Genomic DNA, 19,708 nt, shown 5'->3' on the forward strand with positions numbered 1-19,708 from the left:
AATTGCGACCACACACTATAGAATAGGCCTGACCTCAACCGCGGCATTGACGATGCTATGTTTGGCACAAATCGCCAAATCGTGCGATTGTCGTTCCAACTAATTGCCTTGAATACACATGTTCATACGCGCATGATACTCAGGATGTGTATTGGTTTTGGAACCACACCTACGTACGTGCATACGCGTTTGATGAGCTGCATCAGTGTTTTTGAAGACTATATAAGGAAAATATCGAGTGACAAGTAATAAAGATCGCCGCCTAGAGGCAATGCATTCTCTGGAAAAAGAAATCCAAGCACGTGATCGTGCTGAAAAACTCAAGCCAATGAAACTCATTGCAGCAGCAGCTGCTGCAATTGTTGTGATTGTTGGCGGAATTGTTGTTGCTACGAAATACACCAGCGAAGACACCACAACCGATCAGGCAGCAGCAAACGCAACTTCAGCTGCTCCAGCTACAACTCCTGAAGTTCCTAATTTTGAACCGCTGACATTAGCCCGCAAAACCGCACTTCCGAAAACTGTTTCCTGTACCTATGAAGAATCTGGCACTCCTGCGAAAGATGCCGGCAAGCCAGGTACTGAAAATATTTCCGCGACCGGTGAAGTCCGCATTAACTTAGAGACCTCAGCTGGTGTCATTGGCTTGGATCTGGATCGAAGTGTCTCCCCTTGTACGGTCAATGCAATTGAGCATCTGGCAAAGGCTGGCTACTACGATGACACTATCTGCCACCGAATCACCACCAGCGGCATTTCGGTGTTGCAGTGTGGCGATCCAAGTGGAACCGGCGCTGGCGGTCCTGGCTTCCAGTTCGCCAATGAGTACCCAACCGATGAGACCACGGAAGAGACTCAACAACTTCCAGTACTTTACTCACGCGGTACCATTGCAATGGCAAATGCTGGTCCAGGTACCAATGGTTCGCAATTTTTCTTAAATTATGCTGATTCACCATTGCCACCGCAGTACACCTACTTTGGCAAGATCAGCGAAGAAGGCTTGACTGTTTTGGACGCGATCGCTGCGAAGGGCGCCAAAGATGGTGCTTCAGACGGCGAGCCTGCTGAAGAAGTACGCATTAAGCATGCAAAGGTAGCATCCTAAGCGCACCTCGAATATTGTATGACGACGTTGCTGTTGATACTTCAATAACAACAGCAATGCACAATCATCGCGTATAAATTCAGCATTCACAGGAGTCTTTTACAAGAGTTCTTCTTGAGAATGTCTGACCGCATATGAGAAGGCTGCTTGAAGAAACATTTTTATTCAAGCAGCCTTTTTCTATACAGACATAGGATTTGAGCGTAGCGATACTGTTCATGCAGCAGGTCCACGCTCGTGTAAAGTCTGACAAAATCTAAGCTTCAATCAATCGAAAATTGCAGAAAAAACCAATCTTTTCGTTGTACTCTTGAAAAAAACCTTTCAACCGCCTAGATTAGACATATGATTCTCACTCCCAACTTCTGTTGGGTTTTGTGTCAGTCACAATTCACAGCCCGATACTCTGAACGCGTGTTACTGATGCAAAAGCGAATCCGTAGTTGGTAGCAGTACTACCAATGTTTTCATCATTTTAATTTCCCAAAAACAACGGAAAGTAGGCTCACATGAAGCGCACTCTTCGCACTTCCGTAGCAGCAATTGCTGCTGCCGCTACTCTCGCAACTATGACCGCAGCTCCAGCATTTGCTCAAGAAACCACATCAGAAACCAACTCTGACGGCACTTTCTTCGATGGTTTAACTTCATTGTCCACTGACGAAGTTGGAATCATCACCCCAGAACGAATTCGCGATTTCTTAAAATTGATTGAAACCGTTATTCGTACCATGAATTCTCTTGTGACTTTCGCGAACACCGCTTCAAATCTCGGTCGTTAATCATATTTCCTGAAGACTCAGCGCAGTTTGCACAGCTACTGCAAAATACAGCACTATATCAAACACACTGAGAATTACCTTAGGAACTAACAGCATTTATAGTGCTATACTTAAAACTACTGTTTCACACTCCAATACCATAAGGATCTATCTATGCGTATCACCCGTAAAACCCTCGCATCTGTAATCGTTGCGGCAACCCTCTCTACTGGTCTAGCAACTCCAGCATTTGCGGATGTAGCACACGGCGCACACTCTGTTCCGAATTGCCACGAACTAAAGACACAAGAAGAAAAAAACAAATGTAAAGAAGAAATTGCGAAACTGAGCTCCTCTGAACGTGCGGGCTTGGGCTCTCGAGACAAGAATGGTCGTATTTCTCCAAAGGAAATCGGCTCTTGGATCGCAATCATCAGTACAGTGATCACTCTTTTGACCTCTGCACTGACTTTCTTCGCAAAAGTTCCAAACATGTTCAAGAAGTAAGTCTTGCGACATTTTCATGACTAAGGTTTCATGAACAAGCCCGCTGCTAAGTTTGATTTTTCAGTCATGGCAGCGGGTTTTGTTTTTGTACAATCAACAGATATATGTTGCTTTGCCTTCAAAAGTTCATTAGGATTTTGTCCAATAATTAATCTCGACAAAAGGCTTAAATTTTATGTCGCACAATTCTGTTTCACGTATTTGTATCGCAATGCTGACCACTGCGCTGTTCCTTAATAGCATTGCTGTTCCTACATCTTTTGCACAAGAATCTGCAGCTGCACCTGCAGCAAATGAGACTACAACAACTGCTACCCCAACTACGCAAACCCCGGTGCAACCTGCACCAACCCCTTCTGCACCAACGTCTTCGACTACCCCACCAACCGAACAGCCAACCAGTGCTCAAACGGCGACTGCACAGCCTGCGACTCCGGAGAAGCAAGAGCAAGAACAGAAAGATCCATCTAAGAAGGATCCAGAGAAACCCAAAACAGAAAAGCCGACCAAAACCGCAGGCAGTTCTTCTCAAACAGTTCGGGTGATCTTGACTCTTATTAACTTTGTTACTGGTGGATCGCTTCGCCCGTTGCTGGCTTTAATTGATGATCGTTTCAGGCTACACCACAATGATGCAGATGTAGAAGATGTTTCAAAGCTTACTAAAGTCCAACTGGCCACGCGTTGGATCAGTGTATTTGTTGCGGTCTTTAGCACCCTTGCAAGCGTGATTGCTTTTAGCGGTCTGGCTGAAAAGACGCTACGACAAATCTAAGAAGTTCTTCTTCTCAGTTGTGCTGAGTTTGAATTGAAGATTGTCTCCAGCAATCTTCAGTTTCTGGTACTCACAGAGAATCTTGCAGCTATGTCAAAGCGGGGTGATGAAACTTTACTCATCACCCCGTTTTGACGACGCATACATTCTCTAATACGCAGGTCCTGCCAACATCTTTTTAACCGCCAGAGGTAATGCGGTAAACATCAAAGACACCTTCAATATTTCGCAACTGTGTCATTAAGGAACCGAGCTGTTTGGTATCCGAAACTGTGAAGGTAAACCGAACCACAGCAACATGATCTTCAGAAGTATGCGAATTCATCGCGACAACGGCCACTTTTTGCTCATTAATCACTCGCGTAAGTTCCATTAGCAAACCAGTACGATCGAGCGCTTCGAGTTGAAGATTTGCTTGGAAAGCAGTTCCGCTACCTTCTGCCGACCATGCGACATCTACCATGCGTTCTGGTTCTTCACGCAGCTTTCCAGCATTCGTGCAATCAGTTCGGTGTACGCTGACACCTCCACCACGAGTCACAAATCCAAAGATTTGATCACCAGGCACAGGCATACAGCACTTGGCAAGTTTTGCCATAACATCAGGAGAGCCTTCAACCAAAATACCTGTTGAGTCCGAAGTCTGAGCCTTAGAATTAACCAGATCACTAAAAGGTGTTCGCGAAACTAATGTATCTGCAGCAGCTTCTTCATCACCAAAAATTGCAAGCAACCGATGTGCAACATGCTGAGCGGAAATTGAGCTTGAACCAATCGCAGAATACAGTGCATCAACATCGGCATAATGCAGTTCAACGGCCACCGCCTTCATCGACTGTGCTGTAAATAGTCGATGCATTGGCAAACCGCCACGTTGCACTTCAGCAGCTAAAGCATCACGACCAGCTTCGATATATTCTTCACGTCGTTCTTTTGCAAACCACTGACGAATCTTTGCTTTTGCGCGTGGGGTAACCACAAAGTCTTGCCAGTCACGCGATGGACCATCATTTTTATCCTTGGAGACAAAAATTTCAACTCGATCACCATTTTTCAGCGTAGATTCCAAGGCAACAAGCTTGCCGTTGACCTTCGAACCAATACAACGATGACCGATTTCTGTGTGTACAGCGTAGGCAAAATCTACTGGTGTTGCATCAACTGGCAGATTAATAACATCTCCTTTTGGCGTGAACACAAAAATCTGCTTACTAGTGAGATCATATCGCAGCGAATCAAGGAACTCATTTGGATCAGCTGCTTCTTTTTGCCAATCCAATAGTTGTCGCATCCATGCCATCTGATCAAGTTCAGCATCGGATTTGCCGTGATTGCTCTTGGTTTCTTTATATCGCCAGTGTGCCGCAATGCCGTATTCAGCGTTGTAATGCATTTCGTGAGTACGAACTTGCACTTCCAATGGTTTTCCGCCATCACCCATCACGGTAGTATGCAACGACTGATAGACGCCAAACTTTGGTGAAGAAATATAGTCTTTAAACCGCCCTGGCATGGCAGAGAATAACGAGTGTACAACGCCAATTGCCGCGTAACAGTTATTGACCGAATCTACCAGAATACGCAATCCGACAAGATCAAAAATCTCGTTGAATTCTTTCCCTCTCACAATAATCTTCTGATAAATCGACCAGTAGTGTTTTGGACGCCCCATCACTTCAGCATCGATATTATTCTCGCGCAATCCTGCTTGGAGAATGTCCGTAATCTCTTTCAAATATCGATCACGAGAAGGTGCCCGATCTGCCACGAGTCGTACAACTTCTTCATATTTCTTCGGGTACAAAATCGCAAACGCGAGATCTTCCAGCTCCCACTTCACACTTGCCATGCCTAAGCGATGTGCCAAAGGGGCAATAACTTCAAGTGTTTGCCGTGCTTTCTTCGCCTGCTTTTCTGGCGGCAAGAATCGCATGGTCCGCATATTGTGCAGACGATCAGCCACTTTAATTACCAGCACACGCGGATCATGTGCCATCGCAATAATCATCTTGCGAATGGTTTCCGCTTCAGCAGCCGCACCGAGAACAACCTTGTCCAATTTCGTCACGCCATCAACGAGGCGAGCTACTTCTTGGCCAAATTCTTCAGTTAATCGTTCAAGGGTATAGTCTTCACAATCTTCAACGGTGTCATGGAGTAATGCTGCAATTAAGGTAGTGGTATCCATACCAATTTCAGCAGCAATCGTGGCAACTGCAAGCGGATGGGTGATATATGGCTCGCCAGATTTACGGTAAACACCTTCGTGCAAACGCTCAGCTGTCTCATAGGCACGTGACAGGGTTTCGATATCTGCTTTCGGATGAAATTCACGGTGAATGCTCAACAGTGGTTCTAACACTGGATTCACTTTCATCCTGTTACCTGTCAAGCTACGCGCAAGACGTGCAGAAACTTTCCGCATCGTAGTTGGCTGCTTTGCATTATGTGGCAGGTTCATTCAGAATACCCTTTACTTTCTGATGCCAAAATCCCAGAACTTCATGTTCCAGCGAAGGTCACGAAAAGGTGCACTTTTTATGGATGACTCACAACATATACCGGACAGGAATGCAACCGTGACCGGCCTTCAAGCGCCTCAACTTCTAATACCACACCATAACCTGCAACTTGGCCACCAAGCTCATGAATCAGCTCAGTTGCGGCAACTAACGTGCCACCAGTTGCCAGAACATCATCAATTAAGACAACCTTTTTGCCAACCAAATCAATGCCAGATGCTGGAAGTTCCAATGCTGCGGTACCATATTCAAGCTCGTATTCCTTTGTATACACTGGCGGTGGCAGCTTTCCTTTTTTACGAATAGCCAAAATACCCAATCCAAGCTTGTACGCCACAGCTGATCCCAAAAGAAAACCGCGCGCATCCAGACCGCCAATCATATCGGCACCCATATCTTTCGCAGCTGCCGCAAGTTCATCGACCACCATACCAAAGGCTTGTGCGTCGGCAAGCACTGGTGTGAGGTCTTCAAAAATAACACCTTCAACCGGGAAACCTGGAACAAAACGGGTTTTTGCTTTCAATGCTTCGATGGTAGAGGCAAATGCAGGTTGCTCAGCAAGAGACATAATATTGAATACGCTTTCCGATAGTGCGTGCAATGGTGACACGAAATCATGTCAACTAACACTCGACAAGAATCTGTGCTCACGATACTGTAACTCTTTAAATGTAACTGTGTTGCGAAGCCGTTCCAAATTCAATCTCGAACATCACCCCAATGCTAGTGCGGCGCGACGTCCCAACGATCCATATTCCAACCTAAGCCATATAAGTCAGAGTTCTGGAGTACATTGACAACGCGACGATCAATCACAAACACTCGTGGTTCTGGGCTCAGTGGCACGGTACGAACATAATCCCAACTCACAGCTTCTGCTGTCCGAGCAGCTTCAATATCGGTACTTTGATTCGCAGTATACGGGAACAACAACATTGGATCGATTGCATCGAGAATTGCATCAGCTTCACCAGTAGTTTCAATCACCTGTTGTGCTGCATCCATTTTATCGACGGCCAAAGAACCAAGTCCGAATGCGTGAGATGAAACATCTTTCACTTCAATACCAGCAGGTTTACAGCTTTCTGCAATCGCAGCTACCATCGCAGCTTTTCGTTCATCTTTGCCTGTATAACCAATGCGAACAGTTTTACCTCGAAGTTTTTCAGCTGTTTGAAGATCTACACTTTGGCGATGATCAAGGATATCATGCATTTTTTCAATCACTGGATCATGCGGACGTACAGTACGAGCTAATGTCGGCGGCAAGTCCACACCAGCAATCTTCGAACTTACAGCAGCAACTTTTTCCTGATCCACGCATGCAGCAAACGCTGCACGTGCTTCCATATCGGCAAACAGACCACCATATGCAAGAATAAGTTGCTCTGACAACACACCTGCAACTGGTTGAATATCATAGACGTTGTCAACAGCATCACGATCTACCCACGCAGCTGCTTGCTGAGTTGAGACTTCTGCAAGGCGCAGATTGCCAGATTTCTGCAACTGTGCAAGGTCAGTACCTTTGGGCCACATCACAAGCGTATCTAAAGCTGCTTTTTGCCCATAATAACGATCATTACGAACTAAGGTCACTTCCCCATCTGGCCCAACAGAATCAATCACGAATGGTCCGGAACTTACTTGGAGTTCTCGATCGAGCTTTTTCAAACTAAAGCCGTTGTTCCATATTTCAGCAATCGAGGCAAGCTGTGCTTCATCATCTGAATGTAATGTCTCGTTAAATGCTTCAAGACTCATTCCAAGTTTCTTGGCAATTGCATGCGCCGGCAATAATGTACCAGCTGCAAATAATTGACGCCATCGATCACCAAAAGTTGGTTTAAAAATAACGGTGGCTGTTTTCGTTCCGGCGGTACACTCAACACGATCAACCTGATCATGCAATGGCGTGTAGGAATCAAACAACGGCCTGTTATCAGAAGCTACTTGGGCTAATAAAAAGGAATCGCAGGTAATCGGTGCCCCGTCGGAAAATACTGCATCTTCTGCGATAATAAACTGCACTCGCTTTTGTTCACCAGGCAGTACACGTGCTTCTACTAAGTCAGTATTCGGAATGCGTTGGCCTTTCGGGCCGGTGGAGTACACTCCAGGGAACACACGACCAGAAATTTGATGAGCATTAAAAGAGACACCTTGCGTAGATGCCGCATTCGTGGTCACCAGATAATCATCAACTGCATAAGCAAAATACTCGCGAGAGCTTGGCGGTGCCGGCGGTTGATCATTGTTACATGCAACGAGACTCACAGCCAGTGTGCAACCCAACACGGCTTGCCCAATACGCTTGTGATTGGAGCGTAAAGCTGGTTGAACGCCAGTTATGACGTCGTGACACTGGTGATTAATGTTCATGATGTTCCTTTACTACACGTGTACACACTCGTCGCAAAGCAGCTGCACGATCCTGCTGATGCGATGCTGCTTCGATTCTTTACGATATGCAACACTGCATCACAGGTTACAACGCTGATGAAAGATCTACAAAGTAAAAGAAACCATGGATACAGGTTGTACACCCTTGTATCCATGGTTTGTGCAAAGAGATAGCAACGTCTAGAGCCTAGAGCCCTGGCCGCCAAGTTGTCGAGGTTGCTCCCGGTTGTTCTGGTGCTGGCTGGACAATCTCAGCAACTGGTGTCACTTCCACGCCACGTTCAACTGCCTGACGAGCAGCCGCAACACGTGTGTTATGTGCCTTGGTGGATTTGGTTCGATTCTTTAACGACACTAAGAATGGGGTCGCTAAGAAAATCGAGGAGAAAGTACCTTCAATCACACCAATGAGCTGTACTAATGCAAGATCTTTCAGCGTACCGACGCCCATTAGCCAAACAGCGATTACCATCAACGCTAGGATTGGCAATACCGAAATCACAGTGGTCGATATCGAACGCATGACAGTCTGATTGATTGCTAAGTTTGCGTGTTCACCATAGGTCATATTGGTATTGGCAGTATATCCCGCAGTGTTTTCACGCACTTTATCAAACACGATCACTGTGTCATACAGGGAGAATGCGAGCACCGTCAATAAGCCAATCACGGATGCTGGGGTGACTTCAAAGCCAACAAGTGCGTACAGGCCAACGATAAACACCAAGTCAACAAATAGTGCCAGCACTGCAGCAACAGCCATTTCACGCTGCAGACGCAACGCAATATAGATGAACACTGCCAGCAAGAACACGCCCATCGAAATCAGCATGCGATTGGTAATCGTAGAACCCCAGGATTCTGAAACGGTAGAATCACCAATAACATCTGGAGTAGCTTTACCTTGCGCATTTTGTGGCTGGAAGTCTTTGAAAATAGCGGCGCGAGCGGCGTCAATTTGCGACTGATCTAAACGCTCAGCATGAATTTCCAAAATGCGAGTATCACCAGAGCCCACAATTTGTACTAATGCTGGCTCGACGCCAGTTGCTTCTTCAAAAACTTTGGTCACAGCAGCTTTTTCCAAGCTACCAGCTGGCATATTGATCTTGGTACCACCTTGGAAATCAATACCAAGGTTAAAGCCGCGAGCTAAAATGCCGATAATGCAGATCGCCATAATTGCAAGGGTTACCAGATAGCTGACACGACGCTTGCCGACGAAATCCAGGCCACCTTCACCAGTGAAGATTTTCTCCATTGTTGATGTTGAAGAGGTCATTATTGTTCTCCTTCAATCTGGCGAGCATCATTGTGATCAGCTGCGGAAGCTGTCGTGTTTGCTGCCAACGTAAATACCTTCTTCAATCCATTTGCTGCAGGATTCGCAGTCCATGGCTTTCGTGATGCCAAAATTACCATTGGTGCCGTGAACAAGAATGTCACTAGCAAGTCGAACATGGTGGTCAAACCCAAAGTAAATGCGAAGCCCTTGACTTCACCAACAGCCAAGATATAGATCACCACGGCGGCAATAATTGTCACGAAGTTACCAGTCACGATGGTATTCTTCGCACGATCCCATGCATGTGGTACGGCAGAACGGAATGTACGACCATCGCGAATTTCATCCTTGATGCGTTCATACAACACCACAAAGGAGTCAGCGGTGGTACCGATACCAATGATCAAACCAGCGACACCAGCTAGATCCAAGGAATACCCAATCAAGCGACCCAGCAGTACCAAGGAGCCGTAGACCAACAATGCGGACATAGCCAAAGAGATCAACGAGATCACACCGAAGTAGCGATAGAAATACAAGCTAAACAGTGCGACTAATAATAAACCAACCAGACCTGCAATCAAGCCTGCTTTCAAGGATGCAACACCTAAGGATGCTGGAACAGTAATCGCAGTACCACCTTGTTCGCCATTTTCACCGACGAAGCTTAATGGTAGCGCTCCATAGCGCAAGTTATTTGCTAAATCTTGTGCCTGTTGCTGGGTAAAGGAACCTGTGATTGAGGTCATTGATCCGACCGGAGTTGCAGACTGAATCACAGGTGCAGAGATAATCTTAGAGTCAAGAGTAATTGCAACCTGCTGCTGCAGATACGCCTGGGTTAACTGCGCCCAAGTAGCAGAACCTTGGTCATTATCGCCAGATTTGAAGCCAAAGCTAATTTCCATTTGGCCGGTCTGTGTGTTCAAACCACCACTGATGGGACGGTTTGTATCAATTTCTTCACCAGTTAAGCGCTTACCATGTTCCATATCGGTCTCACCAACCAACAGTGGTACAGGACCTAATACATACACTTGGCCAGAATCAGCGTCACAGGCGACTAATGACTCAGCTGGGTCATCGCTGCCTTGCAAAATATCAGGTGTCGTTGGATCGCAGGTTAACAAGATGGAAGCAGCAAGCTGCACAGTTGGATCATTCGATTGACGATCCTTGCGGTAGATCTCCAATGCTTGGTTCCGCTGCTTTGCTGCTTCAATGGAGTTATCAGCTGTTGCAGGAGGATTCGCAGTGACCTTCAGGCTTAGAGCCGCTGGAGTTTCTGCTTTTGCGTCCTTTTTAGCGGCAGCGTTCGCTTCAGATGCTTTTGCAGCTTCTTTATCGTCGCCTTCTTTTGCTTCTTCTTGTTCAGCTGTAGCTGCTGCTTTTTCTGCTTCTTCCAAGCGTTTCGTGGTCTCGGCAAGCTTCTGATTCAAAGTCTCAACATCTGCGAGTCCGTTTTCAACCCAACGGTTTGCCATCTCTTGCAGCACAACAGGAAACACAGCCTGATCGAAATTCGTTGGAGTTGCAACTGGACGGAACAACAGCTGGGAGGTTTGACCCAATGCGCGAGCCTGAGCGGTATCTTCGCCTGGAACCGTAATGACCAAAGTGTTGCCATCAATCACCACACTGGCACCAGATACGCCTAAACCATTCACACGGTTTTCAAGAATACCGCGAGCTTGATTCAGTTGCTCTTGAGTTGCTTCTTCACCTTGTGGAACGAGGGTAACACGCGTACCACCTTGGAGGTCGATGCCAAGTTTTGGAGTGGCAGTCCGATCTCCTGTGAAAAATATTGCCATATATATAGAAACGAGTAGCACGATGAATGCAGCTATAGCCTTTTTCGGCCAAGTCTCCCATCGACTTCCTCCGCTTCGTTGTTTCGAAGCCAATGCACTATCTCCTTGTAAACATAATTTTTAAATATTATCGTTGACCACACATCACCGCGGCTTGCGGCTACGTTTGACGCTCATGCCGGCCCGCTGAAACCTTAATACAAAAGAAATTCGTATACACGTTCCAAGCTGCCAGTTGTAAGCGTTTGATGCAGGCAAGGTAAACCTTTTCCATGGTACGGCAAAAACTCCCTGGTGTGGAGTTCACGTGTAAAAGTCCGCCGGAATCTTTTCCGACATCTGTGTGACTTTAAGGTTCGTCGTGAGTTTCTTCTACCTCTTGAACTGCATGTTCAGTAGCTGCATGTTCAGTACTGAGATTCTTCACGATAACCTGCTTATCCCATGTGGTGACTACCCCACTTGCGATTTCAAGATCGACGGTTGTATCAGAAATTGCAACAACTTTGCCATGAATACCAGCAGTTGTGACCACATGATCAAAGATAGTCAAAGAATCTTGCAGTTGATGAATCTTGGCAATCATTTGTTTTTGCCGACGTTGCGCCATAAAAGTAGGGATCATAACAACGGCTAAAATGCCGAGCAAAAGTAACATTGAATCCATACGTACCAAGTCTGCCAAACCTTGAACAGTTCAAGCAAACCTTCTAATGCAAGCCCAATGTGCCTTCTGGCGGCGTGAGTCCCAAGTGATGCCACGCAGCAGCAGTTGCAACGCGTCCACGACCAGTACGCGCAATCATGCCAGCACGAACTAAATATGGTTCACATACTTCTTCAACCGTTGCTGGTTCCTCGCCAATTGCAACAGCTAAGGTGGTCACGCCTACTGGGCCACCACCATGGCCTTTAATCAGCGCAGACAGTACTGCACGGTCAAGGCGGTCAAGACCTTGTTCATCCACATCAAAGACCACCAGTGCATGTTGAGCAGCACCTAAGTCGATCCGTCCGTCACCGTGTACTTCAGCATAATCACGCACACGCCTTAATAGTCGGTTGGCAATACGAGGTGTGCCACGAGAGCGTGATGCAATCTCAACAGCGGCATCATAGGCAATTTCAACACCCATAATATGAGCAGCACGGGCAACAACTTGCGTTAAGTCTTCCGTATTATAGAACTCCATTTGCGCAGTAAAGCCAAAGCGATCTCGCAACGGCCCAGTCAACATACCCGAGCGTGTGGTTGCACCAACTAAAGTAAATGGCGCGAGTTCTAATGGGATTGAGGTGGCGCCTGGACCTTTACCAACAATCACGTCAATACGAAAGTCCTCCATTGCCATATACAACATTTCTTCAGCAGGACGTGCCATGCGGTGAATCTCATCGATAAAAAGCACATCACCTTCCATCAGATTCGACAGCATTGCTGCTAAATCACCTGCACGTTCTAAGGCAGGTCCGGATGTCATACGCAAAGATGTACCAAGCTCATGGGCAATGATCATTGCCAAGGTGGTTTTGCCAAGACCGGGCGGGCCAGATAACAACACATGATCTGGTGTCAGACCACGATTTTTTGCACCAGTGAGCACCAAGTCCAGCTGGTCACGCACTTTAGGCTGTCCAATAAACTCTTTGAGACTACGCGGACGCAATGATGTTTCAATATCTTGTTCTCCAGCCACAAGTCCTGGAGATACCACAGCATCTACATCACGTTGAGAAGTACCTTGTGGCGGAGTCTGAAACTCAGTTTTTTCCACATTCGCCATTATTCTAAGCCTTTCTTCAACACGCAGCTTGCCTCACAATCGTTAGTCACCACAGCTGGCACTCATCCACATCGAACACTCGCCTTGCACGTAAAATACGCATCATGCCCTCAACGAGGCGTAGTGTTGATACTGCCTACACGATCCAAATTGAAACGCCTCAAAGGACACTACATCATTCGAATTATTTGGCTTGTTGGCCGAGCAAAGACAGAGACATTCGTAACAGCGCTGAGGTTTGCATATCTGGATTATTTTCCACCACAGCAGCTACCACTGGTGCAGCAACCTTTTCACTAAAACCTAATCCTACCAGTGCTTCGACAACAGTCATTGCAATCAAATTACCTTGGGTATTGCCAAGTGGTGCATGATTTGATTCAAGTGGTTCCGCGGCTGCAGTATACGCTGCCACCTTATCTTTTAAGTCGACAATCATTCTTTCTGCCATACGCTTACCAACACCAGGAATCTTTTGCAATGTTTTCACATCTTGATTCGCAATCGCATGCGAAAGTGCTCCGGTGTCGTAGACACTCAGTGCCGCTAAGGCAAGTTTTGGTCCAAGACCAGACACCGACTGCAATAAATGAAACATTTCACGAGTTTCCGCATGGATAAAGCCATACAGCGTTTGGGAGTCTTCTCGCACAATCATCGTGACAAGCACAAACGCTTCTTCCCCACGGACAAGCTCTGCCAAGGTACCAGGTGAGGCGAGAACTTTATAGCCTACGCCAGCGCATTCAAGTACTGCATGATCAAGTCGAATATCAGTGACGATACCTCGTAGTGAAACAATCATTTTCTGCCTCTTATCTTCTCCAAGCGCCACGCGTGCGGGCTTGAGCTTGCAATTGTGCCCTGAGCTGTTCTGAAGTCATCGAAGAACTCGCCTTATGCAAGGATGCTTGTACTGCAGCATGCCCTTGTTGCTTTTGTCCTAATACCTTAACCATGCGCTTGGCTTGTTGCTGACTTGCCTGCACAGTATCTTTATGCCGTACAAGCAGTGGCGCACGCCAACAGTGACATACTGCTAATGCCAGTGCATCGGCAGCGTCGGCAGGCTTTGGTGGTTGCTCTAAACCTAAAATTCTGGTAATCATCGCAGTCATTTGTTTTTTATCTGCTCGACCATTGCCAGAAATAGCTTTTTTCACTTCACTTGGGGTGTACATATGAACGTCAATATCGCGTTGAGCTGCCGCAAGCATTAGCACGCCGACGCCATGGGCTGTATTCATAACAGTTGAGACATTGCCGCGTTCAAAAATGCGCTCAATCGCAACCACATCAGGTTGGTATTCATCCATCCAATCATTCACAGCTTCGGAAAGCTCCAAAAGCCTGTGCGCCAGATCCGCATCTGGTGGTGTTCGTACCACGCCAACTGAGACTGGAATAACTGCACGACCTTTGCCTGCTTGTACAACAGAAAGACCGCAGCGAGTTAATCCTGGGTCGATCCCCATCACGCGTAAGCCATTAAGCGAGACGACACTCACAATCCATGACCCCAAATCTTTCTACCAGCCGACGCTCGTACATACAGCTTGTTACAAATCTTCAATTGCCATAAAATTTAGCACATAATTTCTAATAGCGCTTATACCACTTCGCCACCACAACCGTCGCACATATCCCCATCCCCCAAGAAATGCAGCTTGATACAACAAAACCGTTACATTCACCCATGGAAATGTAACGGTTTTATTAGTCAAGAATCGAACGTTTATTCGTTTTCTAATGCTGCCAGGACCTCATCGGATAAATCCATATTGGTGTACACATTTTGCACATCATCAGAATCTTCCAATGCCTCAATAAGCTTGAAAATCTTCTGTGCTTCAGGCAGCTCCAGCGATACCTCAACTGATGCACGGAAATCAGAATCAGAATCTTCTACTTCAATGCCGGCTTCCGCAAGTGCTTCCTTAATCGCTGGAAGATCACCAGGCGCACACACTACTTCGTAGGTCTCACCAATGGTGTTGACTTCTTCAGCACCCGCGTCAAGCACAGCCAACAAAACGTCATCTTCACTGAGCTCGCCCTTTGCAACAACTACAATGCCTTTACGAGTAAACATATATGACACAGCGCCAGACTCTGCCATATTGCCGCCATTTTTCGTCATTGCGGTACGAACTTCACTGGCTGCACGGTTACGATTATCAGTCAGGCACTCAATCAGCACTGCCACACCTTGCGGACCATAGCCCTCATACATAATGGTTTGCCAGTCAGCGCCACCAGCTTCTTCACCTGAGCCACGCTTGCGAGCACGTTCGATATTATCGTTTGGCACAGATGCTTTCTTAGCCTTGCGGATCATATCATCCAAGGTTGGATTCGCAGCTGGGTCGCCACCACCAGTACGAGCTGCAACTTCGATGTTCTTAATCAGCTTGGCAAATTCTTTACCACGCTTCGCATCGTTCGCTGCCTTCTTATGCTTGGTTGTTGCCCATTTTGAGTGGCCTGACATGTGTTACCTTTCTACTTGGAATCAGGATATGCTTCCACACACCTGATCCCTCTTTTCGGTGTTCAGATTTTCCCATTATACGACAAGAGCGAAAAAGCTATTATTTTTGGCACCACTTTGTGTCTCACTTTTATACTTCGCACCTTTATACTCAAGCATGTGCAATAGGCGCCGAAGAAGCTTTTCGACGCCTATCAGATTGCCTATGGTCAACTTGGCCTTAGTATTCGCGTCGCTTGAATCCAAGCAGACACCCTGCACCAATTACCATTGCAATTACTGCAGTCAAGATGATCCACAGTAATGGCACACCAGTGCGTGCCAGCTCGCGTGCGTGCGGTACCTTTTGCACTCCTTTTGCTGAAGCAGGTGGTACTGGTGATTGTGTAGCAGGTGCAGTATTCTCCGCCTGTTTATCATCTGGCAGAGAGCTGCCCTGCGTATTGATACCAACGACACCGCCAGCAATCAAAATACCGACTCCTACAGCTGGAATAAGCCATGGAAGCGATGGTTCGCTTGATCCAGGCACACCTGGTTGGCTGGTTGTTGTTGGCTGTGACGTCACTGAACTTGTTGGCACACTTGTGACGACCTGAGATGGTGTAGGTTCAGGAGTCTTTGGTGAATCGGTAGGTTTCTGGGACGTTGTGGTTGTACTTGTCGATGTTGTTGAAGTAGTTGAGGTAGTTGAGGTAGTTGGTACCACAGGCTTCTTGACCAGAATCGGCACGATTTTAATCCTGGAAGCGCCATTACCAAACGTGATCTTTACCTTTTGCGTGGTACGACCAGGAACTGAACTATCACCTGGTTCAAGAACTTCGACTGTAGCGTCGTTAGGCACACCGACGAGACCGTCTGTAGGTTGAATTGGATCGCCAACCATAACCACGACTTCCTCGATTGGCACATCCGGGATTTCAAACAGCGGTATCTCTGCTTCTTGCCAAGAAAGCTTGATGGTTGCACACACTGCCGCATCATCAGCCAAAGTTGTACCAGCTTGAGCTGCTGGTTCAAACACAACCCACTTACCATCAAGAGATCCTTCTGGTACCGAAACTGCTCCTGTAGCATTCGGCGTTTGTTGCGCATCACTGCCGAGGTAGAAATTGTTGAATGCATTATTCAAGCTTGTACCTTTAATTAATGTGCGCGTGGCAAGTTTATCTTCCGCAGCTCCTGTCGGCTTTTGATAGTATTCAACATTTACAGTTTGCACCCAAATATGTTTCTTACCATCAGTGTTGGTATTCGAAACTGGATACTCCGGCAAATTACAGCCGCGCGAAATACTATTACCTGTTGCAGAGGTAATTAATTCTGTAACAACCTCACCAGCAGAATTTTTAACGGTATACAACTGAGGCAACGGTGGGATATCAACAGCACCACCATCAATAACTGTTTCAATTCCAAAATCCATCGCGCCGTCTACTGTCAGAGTGCGCGGAATATCAATGAGCGAATCACCTGTGATTGTGATCTTCGAGGTATTTTGTTGTTTTCCATCAATTCCTAAAAACTCGCCTTTAAGTTTGGAATTATTGACAACATAGTTGGCATCTTGAAACTCGAAATCTTTTTTCACTCCACTCGGCGGCAAGATATTCGAAGTAATGGAACTGCCATTTGTAACAGTGATCGTATTATCCTTGGTGTTCACCGACACAAATGGTTTGCGGAAGATAAAAAACCCTTTACTCACAGCATCAGCCGTGGTCGTGAGTGTTACATCCGTATGATCAAAAACGATATCTGCACCAGAAGAAACTGCAGAGAAATTATAATTGCGACTCGTTGTTGAAATTACCTCAGAATTTGTAAAGGTCATTGGCAATTCAGTATAAATTGATGCTTGCCAACCATTTGGATCTTTATTACTGTGTGTAGCTTCGAGTTTGGTGTTTTCAAAACGCACCGGCGAGTTTCCTGGGTTACCATGTTTTGAGAAAATTACTGGACCTTCTGCCGTGGTTTCTCGAGTCGCAACTGTCACAGCAGTATTTTTCACGGTAAACGGACCAGCAATAAACTGCCCATCAATGCCATAGAATTTTGTGTTGGTAATATTTAACGCACTGCCGTCTTTCCCATCACCTTCAATCACAACAGCGCCACCATCATTTTGCCGTACGTGCACACCATATCCGTCAAAATCACGAATATTGACCGTGCCATTATTCTGCAACGTGAATTCTTTATGTACCACAAGGCCACTAGTTGTTAAACCTTCGCCGTGGAAATCCACTGTTACACCATCAGCAACGCGAAATGTGAGCGGCTGATCAATGATCACTCCACCATGAAAACTCACATCTTCATTAAAAATCACTGTTGTGGTTTCTGGATCAGTAATTGCAGCACGTAATTGTTCCAATGTGGTAGTAGTCGTGACTTCAAACTCCGTGGCTGCTTGCGCATACGGCGTTAATGTCAACACCAAGCTACTTACCATCAGTGATGCCAGAATTCGTGTTCGGTTGTGCATATTCACTACCTCTTTTCAACCATTCTTAGCAATCATTCATACAAAGAGATTTATTCGCATGAATAATCATCTATTGTTTCTACACTTATGAAAACAAATGTAAATGTACAATTCTGAAGATTGAAAAACAATAGAAAATCGAAACTATTCGGAATGCATATTTTTATAAATGGATTCACATTATAAACAGTTTCAAGCCATACCACTTTTCCTATATCCGCTTTTCGCAACGTTACATTTCCCCGCAAATAACGCTTAAGAATTTCATCCAGATCACAATTCAATAGATATATGATCGAAGTCATACCACAAACAGGGGTATGCAATACATATTCTGCATAAAGACCACGAGAAGCTCATTCTTGCCTATCGTCTTTCCATATGTTCCGACGAAATCGCTGAGTGTTCGTACAGTCAAGAAGGTGACTCTTGCCTTTTATAATCAATACCGTAGATCATTGCGATCTTTGTTAAACTTTCGAAGTCATTTTCCTGCAACTTGCAAAGGTGCGTGCAACCGTTATGCATTCTTCTGTCCACAAGCCAGCAACTGCTATGCATATCGGTTGGTTAGCGGCTGTGCTTTGGATTGCCACCCGTGTGATTATGCTGGCACTTGCTGCAAAATTTCCCGGAGCAAGCGGGGATGTCACCTATTATTTTGCAGGAATCACGCAACCAGATGGTCAATCGCTCACAGAATATCCTGTACTTGGACTCTTGCCGATTTGGCTTGCAACCCATCTGCCCTTGTTCTATCCAGATCATGCTCTTATTGCATTTGTGTGCGTGATGTTGGCCTATGATGCTGCATTCTTCGCGTTTCTGCTTTCGCGTACCACGTGTATACGCAATCGTATTCTCGCAGCTTCATTTTGGTTAATCTTTCCGCTTACAGTGGGCCCAGTATTTGTCTACCGATTAGATGTCTTTCCAGCAGTCGTTGTTGGTCTTGGGCTTTGGGCATTAGCCACGCATCCACGTATGGCAGGAGCACTGTTTGCAATTGCAACCTGGATCAAACTATGGCCCGGCATCCTTGTAACAACCTGCATCACCTCCTGGCGAAACCTCATATGGTTGAAACGTTTCGTTGCATTCGGACTCACGTTTGTATGTATCGGCATATGCACTGCACTGTTGACGAGTCCAAGTCGAATGTTTTCTCCTCTGGTCTATCAACAAGATCGCGGTTTGCAGATTGAATCACTCGCAGCAACATTCTTGCTCTACCGTGCACACACAACCGCACACGATCGTTATTCGATTACGTACGCAGCATCAAAAAGCTTTGAAATCACAGGCCCAGGTGTTGAATTTGCCTTGCAAATGACATCCATTGGCATGCTGCTGCTAGTAGCGGCTTGTTGTGTGTGGGCGCTAGCGATCTTTGTCAAAGGTGGTAGCCGTTTGCCGGATCCAAGCTATGTCATACTCAGCATCGTGTTACTGCTGATTGTGGTGAATAAAGTTTTTTCCCCACAGTATATTATCTGGCTGGGACCTATTCTTGCCGTCATCTTGCTACGTGCACCACAGCGGATAACATTGGGGCTCGCAATCGCAACACTCATGGTAGCTGGAATCAGCCAACTCATCTATCCGGTGTATTACGATGATCTACTCATCCTAGGCGAGTCACAATCACCAGTAGTGATCCTGCTCGTCGTGCGCAATATCATCATTGTTGGCATGACTATTATCACTGTCATGAATGCATATCGAACGACTCGGGCGTATCTGCAACAACCATAAGCG

General features: G+C 46.2%; 16 protein-coding genes. 5 read left to right on the plus strand and 11 right to left on the minus strand.

Annotation, left to right across the window (positions count from 1 at the left end; translation table 11 throughout):
* Window positions 1-238 precede the first annotated feature (238 nt).
* From NXS99_RS02185 to NXS99_RS02200, 4 genes are all read left to right on the plus strand, one after another.
* Window positions 239-1,111: a peptidylprolyl isomerase gene (locus NXS99_RS02185; protein ID WP_259287038.1), complete on the plus strand. Its 873-nt coding sequence runs from the start codon at window positions 239-241 to the stop codon at window positions 1,109-1,111.
* 509 nt (window positions 1,112-1,620) lie between these two features.
* Window positions 1,621-1,893, plus strand: a complete 273-nt coding sequence (locus NXS99_RS02190) for a hypothetical protein (RefSeq protein ID WP_259287039.1) — start codon at window positions 1,621-1,623, stop codon at window positions 1,891-1,893.
* Window positions 1,894-2,046: 153 nt separating this feature from the next.
* Window positions 2,047-2,379, plus strand: a complete 333-nt coding sequence (locus NXS99_RS02195) for a hypothetical protein (protein ID WP_259287040.1) — start codon at window positions 2,047-2,049, stop codon at window positions 2,377-2,379.
* Between the two features lie 175 nt (window positions 2,380-2,554).
* Complete coding sequence (locus NXS99_RS02200) at window positions 2,555-3,154, plus strand: hypothetical protein (protein WP_259287041.1); 600 nt, start codon at window positions 2,555-2,557, stop codon at window positions 3,152-3,154.
* A 178-nt stretch (window positions 3,155-3,332) separates the two neighbouring features.
* Here the strand turns inward: NXS99_RS02200 and NXS99_RS02205 are convergent, their stop codons facing one another.
* The 11 genes from NXS99_RS02205 to NXS99_RS02255 all read right to left on the minus strand — a co-directional run bounded on the left by NXS99_RS02205 (window position 3,333) and on the right by NXS99_RS02255 (window position 17,950).
* On the minus strand, window positions 3,333-5,615 hold the full coding sequence (locus NXS99_RS02205; protein WP_310593298.1) for a bifunctional (p)ppGpp synthetase/guanosine-3',5'-bis(diphosphate) 3'-pyrophosphohydrolase: 2,283 nt from the start codon (window positions 5,613-5,615) through the stop codon (window positions 3,333-3,335).
* 77 nt (window positions 5,616-5,692) lie between these two features.
* Window positions 5,693-6,247, minus strand: a complete 555-nt coding sequence (locus NXS99_RS02210) for an adenine phosphoribosyltransferase (RefSeq protein WP_259287042.1) — start codon at window positions 6,245-6,247, stop codon at window positions 5,693-5,695.
* Between the two features lie 155 nt (window positions 6,248-6,402).
* The gene (locus tag NXS99_RS02215; RefSeq protein WP_259287043.1) at window positions 6,403-8,061 is read right to left on the minus strand and encodes an ABC transporter substrate-binding protein; all 1,659 of its coding nucleotides are present in this window, start codon (window positions 8,059-8,061) and stop codon (window positions 6,403-6,405) included.
* A 208-nt stretch (window positions 8,062-8,269) separates the two neighbouring features.
* Window positions 8,270-9,364 carry a protein translocase subunit SecF gene (gene secF, locus NXS99_RS02220; RefSeq protein WP_259287044.1) on the minus strand — a complete coding sequence of 365 codons (1,095 nt, stop codon included), beginning with the start codon at window positions 9,362-9,364 and terminating at the stop codon, window positions 8,270-8,272.
* The gene (secD, locus tag NXS99_RS02225) at window positions 9,364-11,274 is read right to left on the minus strand and encodes a protein translocase subunit SecD (protein ID WP_396124798.1); all 1,911 of its coding nucleotides are present in this window, start codon (window positions 11,272-11,274) and stop codon (window positions 9,364-9,366) included. The genes secF and secD overlap by 1 nt, the downstream gene beginning before the upstream one ends.
* 256 nt (window positions 11,275-11,530) lie before the next feature.
* A complete protein-coding gene (gene yajC / locus NXS99_RS02230; protein ID WP_259287046.1) occupies window positions 11,531-11,848 on the minus strand; it encodes a preprotein translocase subunit YajC in 318 nt (105 codons plus the stop codon).
* 43 nt (window positions 11,849-11,891) lie between these two features.
* Complete coding sequence (gene ruvB / locus NXS99_RS02235) at window positions 11,892-12,965, minus strand: Holliday junction branch migration DNA helicase RuvB (RefSeq protein ID WP_259287047.1); 1,074 nt, start codon at window positions 12,963-12,965, stop codon at window positions 11,892-11,894.
* A gap of 184 nt (window positions 12,966-13,149) precedes the next feature.
* The gene (ruvA, locus tag NXS99_RS02240; protein ID WP_259287048.1) at window positions 13,150-13,770 is read right to left on the minus strand and encodes a Holliday junction branch migration protein RuvA; all 621 of its coding nucleotides are present in this window, start codon (window positions 13,768-13,770) and stop codon (window positions 13,150-13,152) included.
* A gap of 10 nt (window positions 13,771-13,780) precedes the next feature.
* The gene (ruvC, locus tag NXS99_RS02245) at window positions 13,781-14,440 is read right to left on the minus strand and encodes a crossover junction endodeoxyribonuclease RuvC (protein ID WP_259287116.1); all 660 of its coding nucleotides are present in this window, start codon (window positions 14,438-14,440) and stop codon (window positions 13,781-13,783) included.
* Between the two features lie 260 nt (window positions 14,441-14,700).
* On the minus strand, window positions 14,701-15,456 hold the full coding sequence (locus NXS99_RS02250; protein ID WP_259287049.1) for a YebC/PmpR family DNA-binding transcriptional regulator: 756 nt from the start codon (window positions 15,454-15,456) through the stop codon (window positions 14,701-14,703).
* 220 nt (window positions 15,457-15,676) lie between these two features.
* A complete protein-coding gene (locus tag NXS99_RS02255; protein WP_259287050.1) occupies window positions 15,677-17,950 on the minus strand; it encodes a hypothetical protein in 2,274 nt (757 codons plus the stop codon).
* A gap of 522 nt (window positions 17,951-18,472) precedes the next feature.
* Here NXS99_RS02255 and NXS99_RS02260 point away from each other — a divergent pair.
* Window positions 18,473-19,705 carry a DUF2029 domain-containing protein gene (locus NXS99_RS02260; protein WP_259287051.1) on the plus strand — a complete coding sequence of 411 codons (1,233 nt, stop codon included), beginning with the start codon at window positions 18,473-18,475 and terminating at the stop codon, window positions 19,703-19,705.
* Window positions 19,706-19,708: the final 3 nt, after the last annotated feature.

Source organism: Corynebacterium sp. HS2168-gen11, assembly GCF_024834075.1.
In the GTDB taxonomy this organism is placed as follows: Bacteria; Actinomycetota; Actinomycetes; order Mycobacteriales; family Mycobacteriaceae; genus Corynebacterium.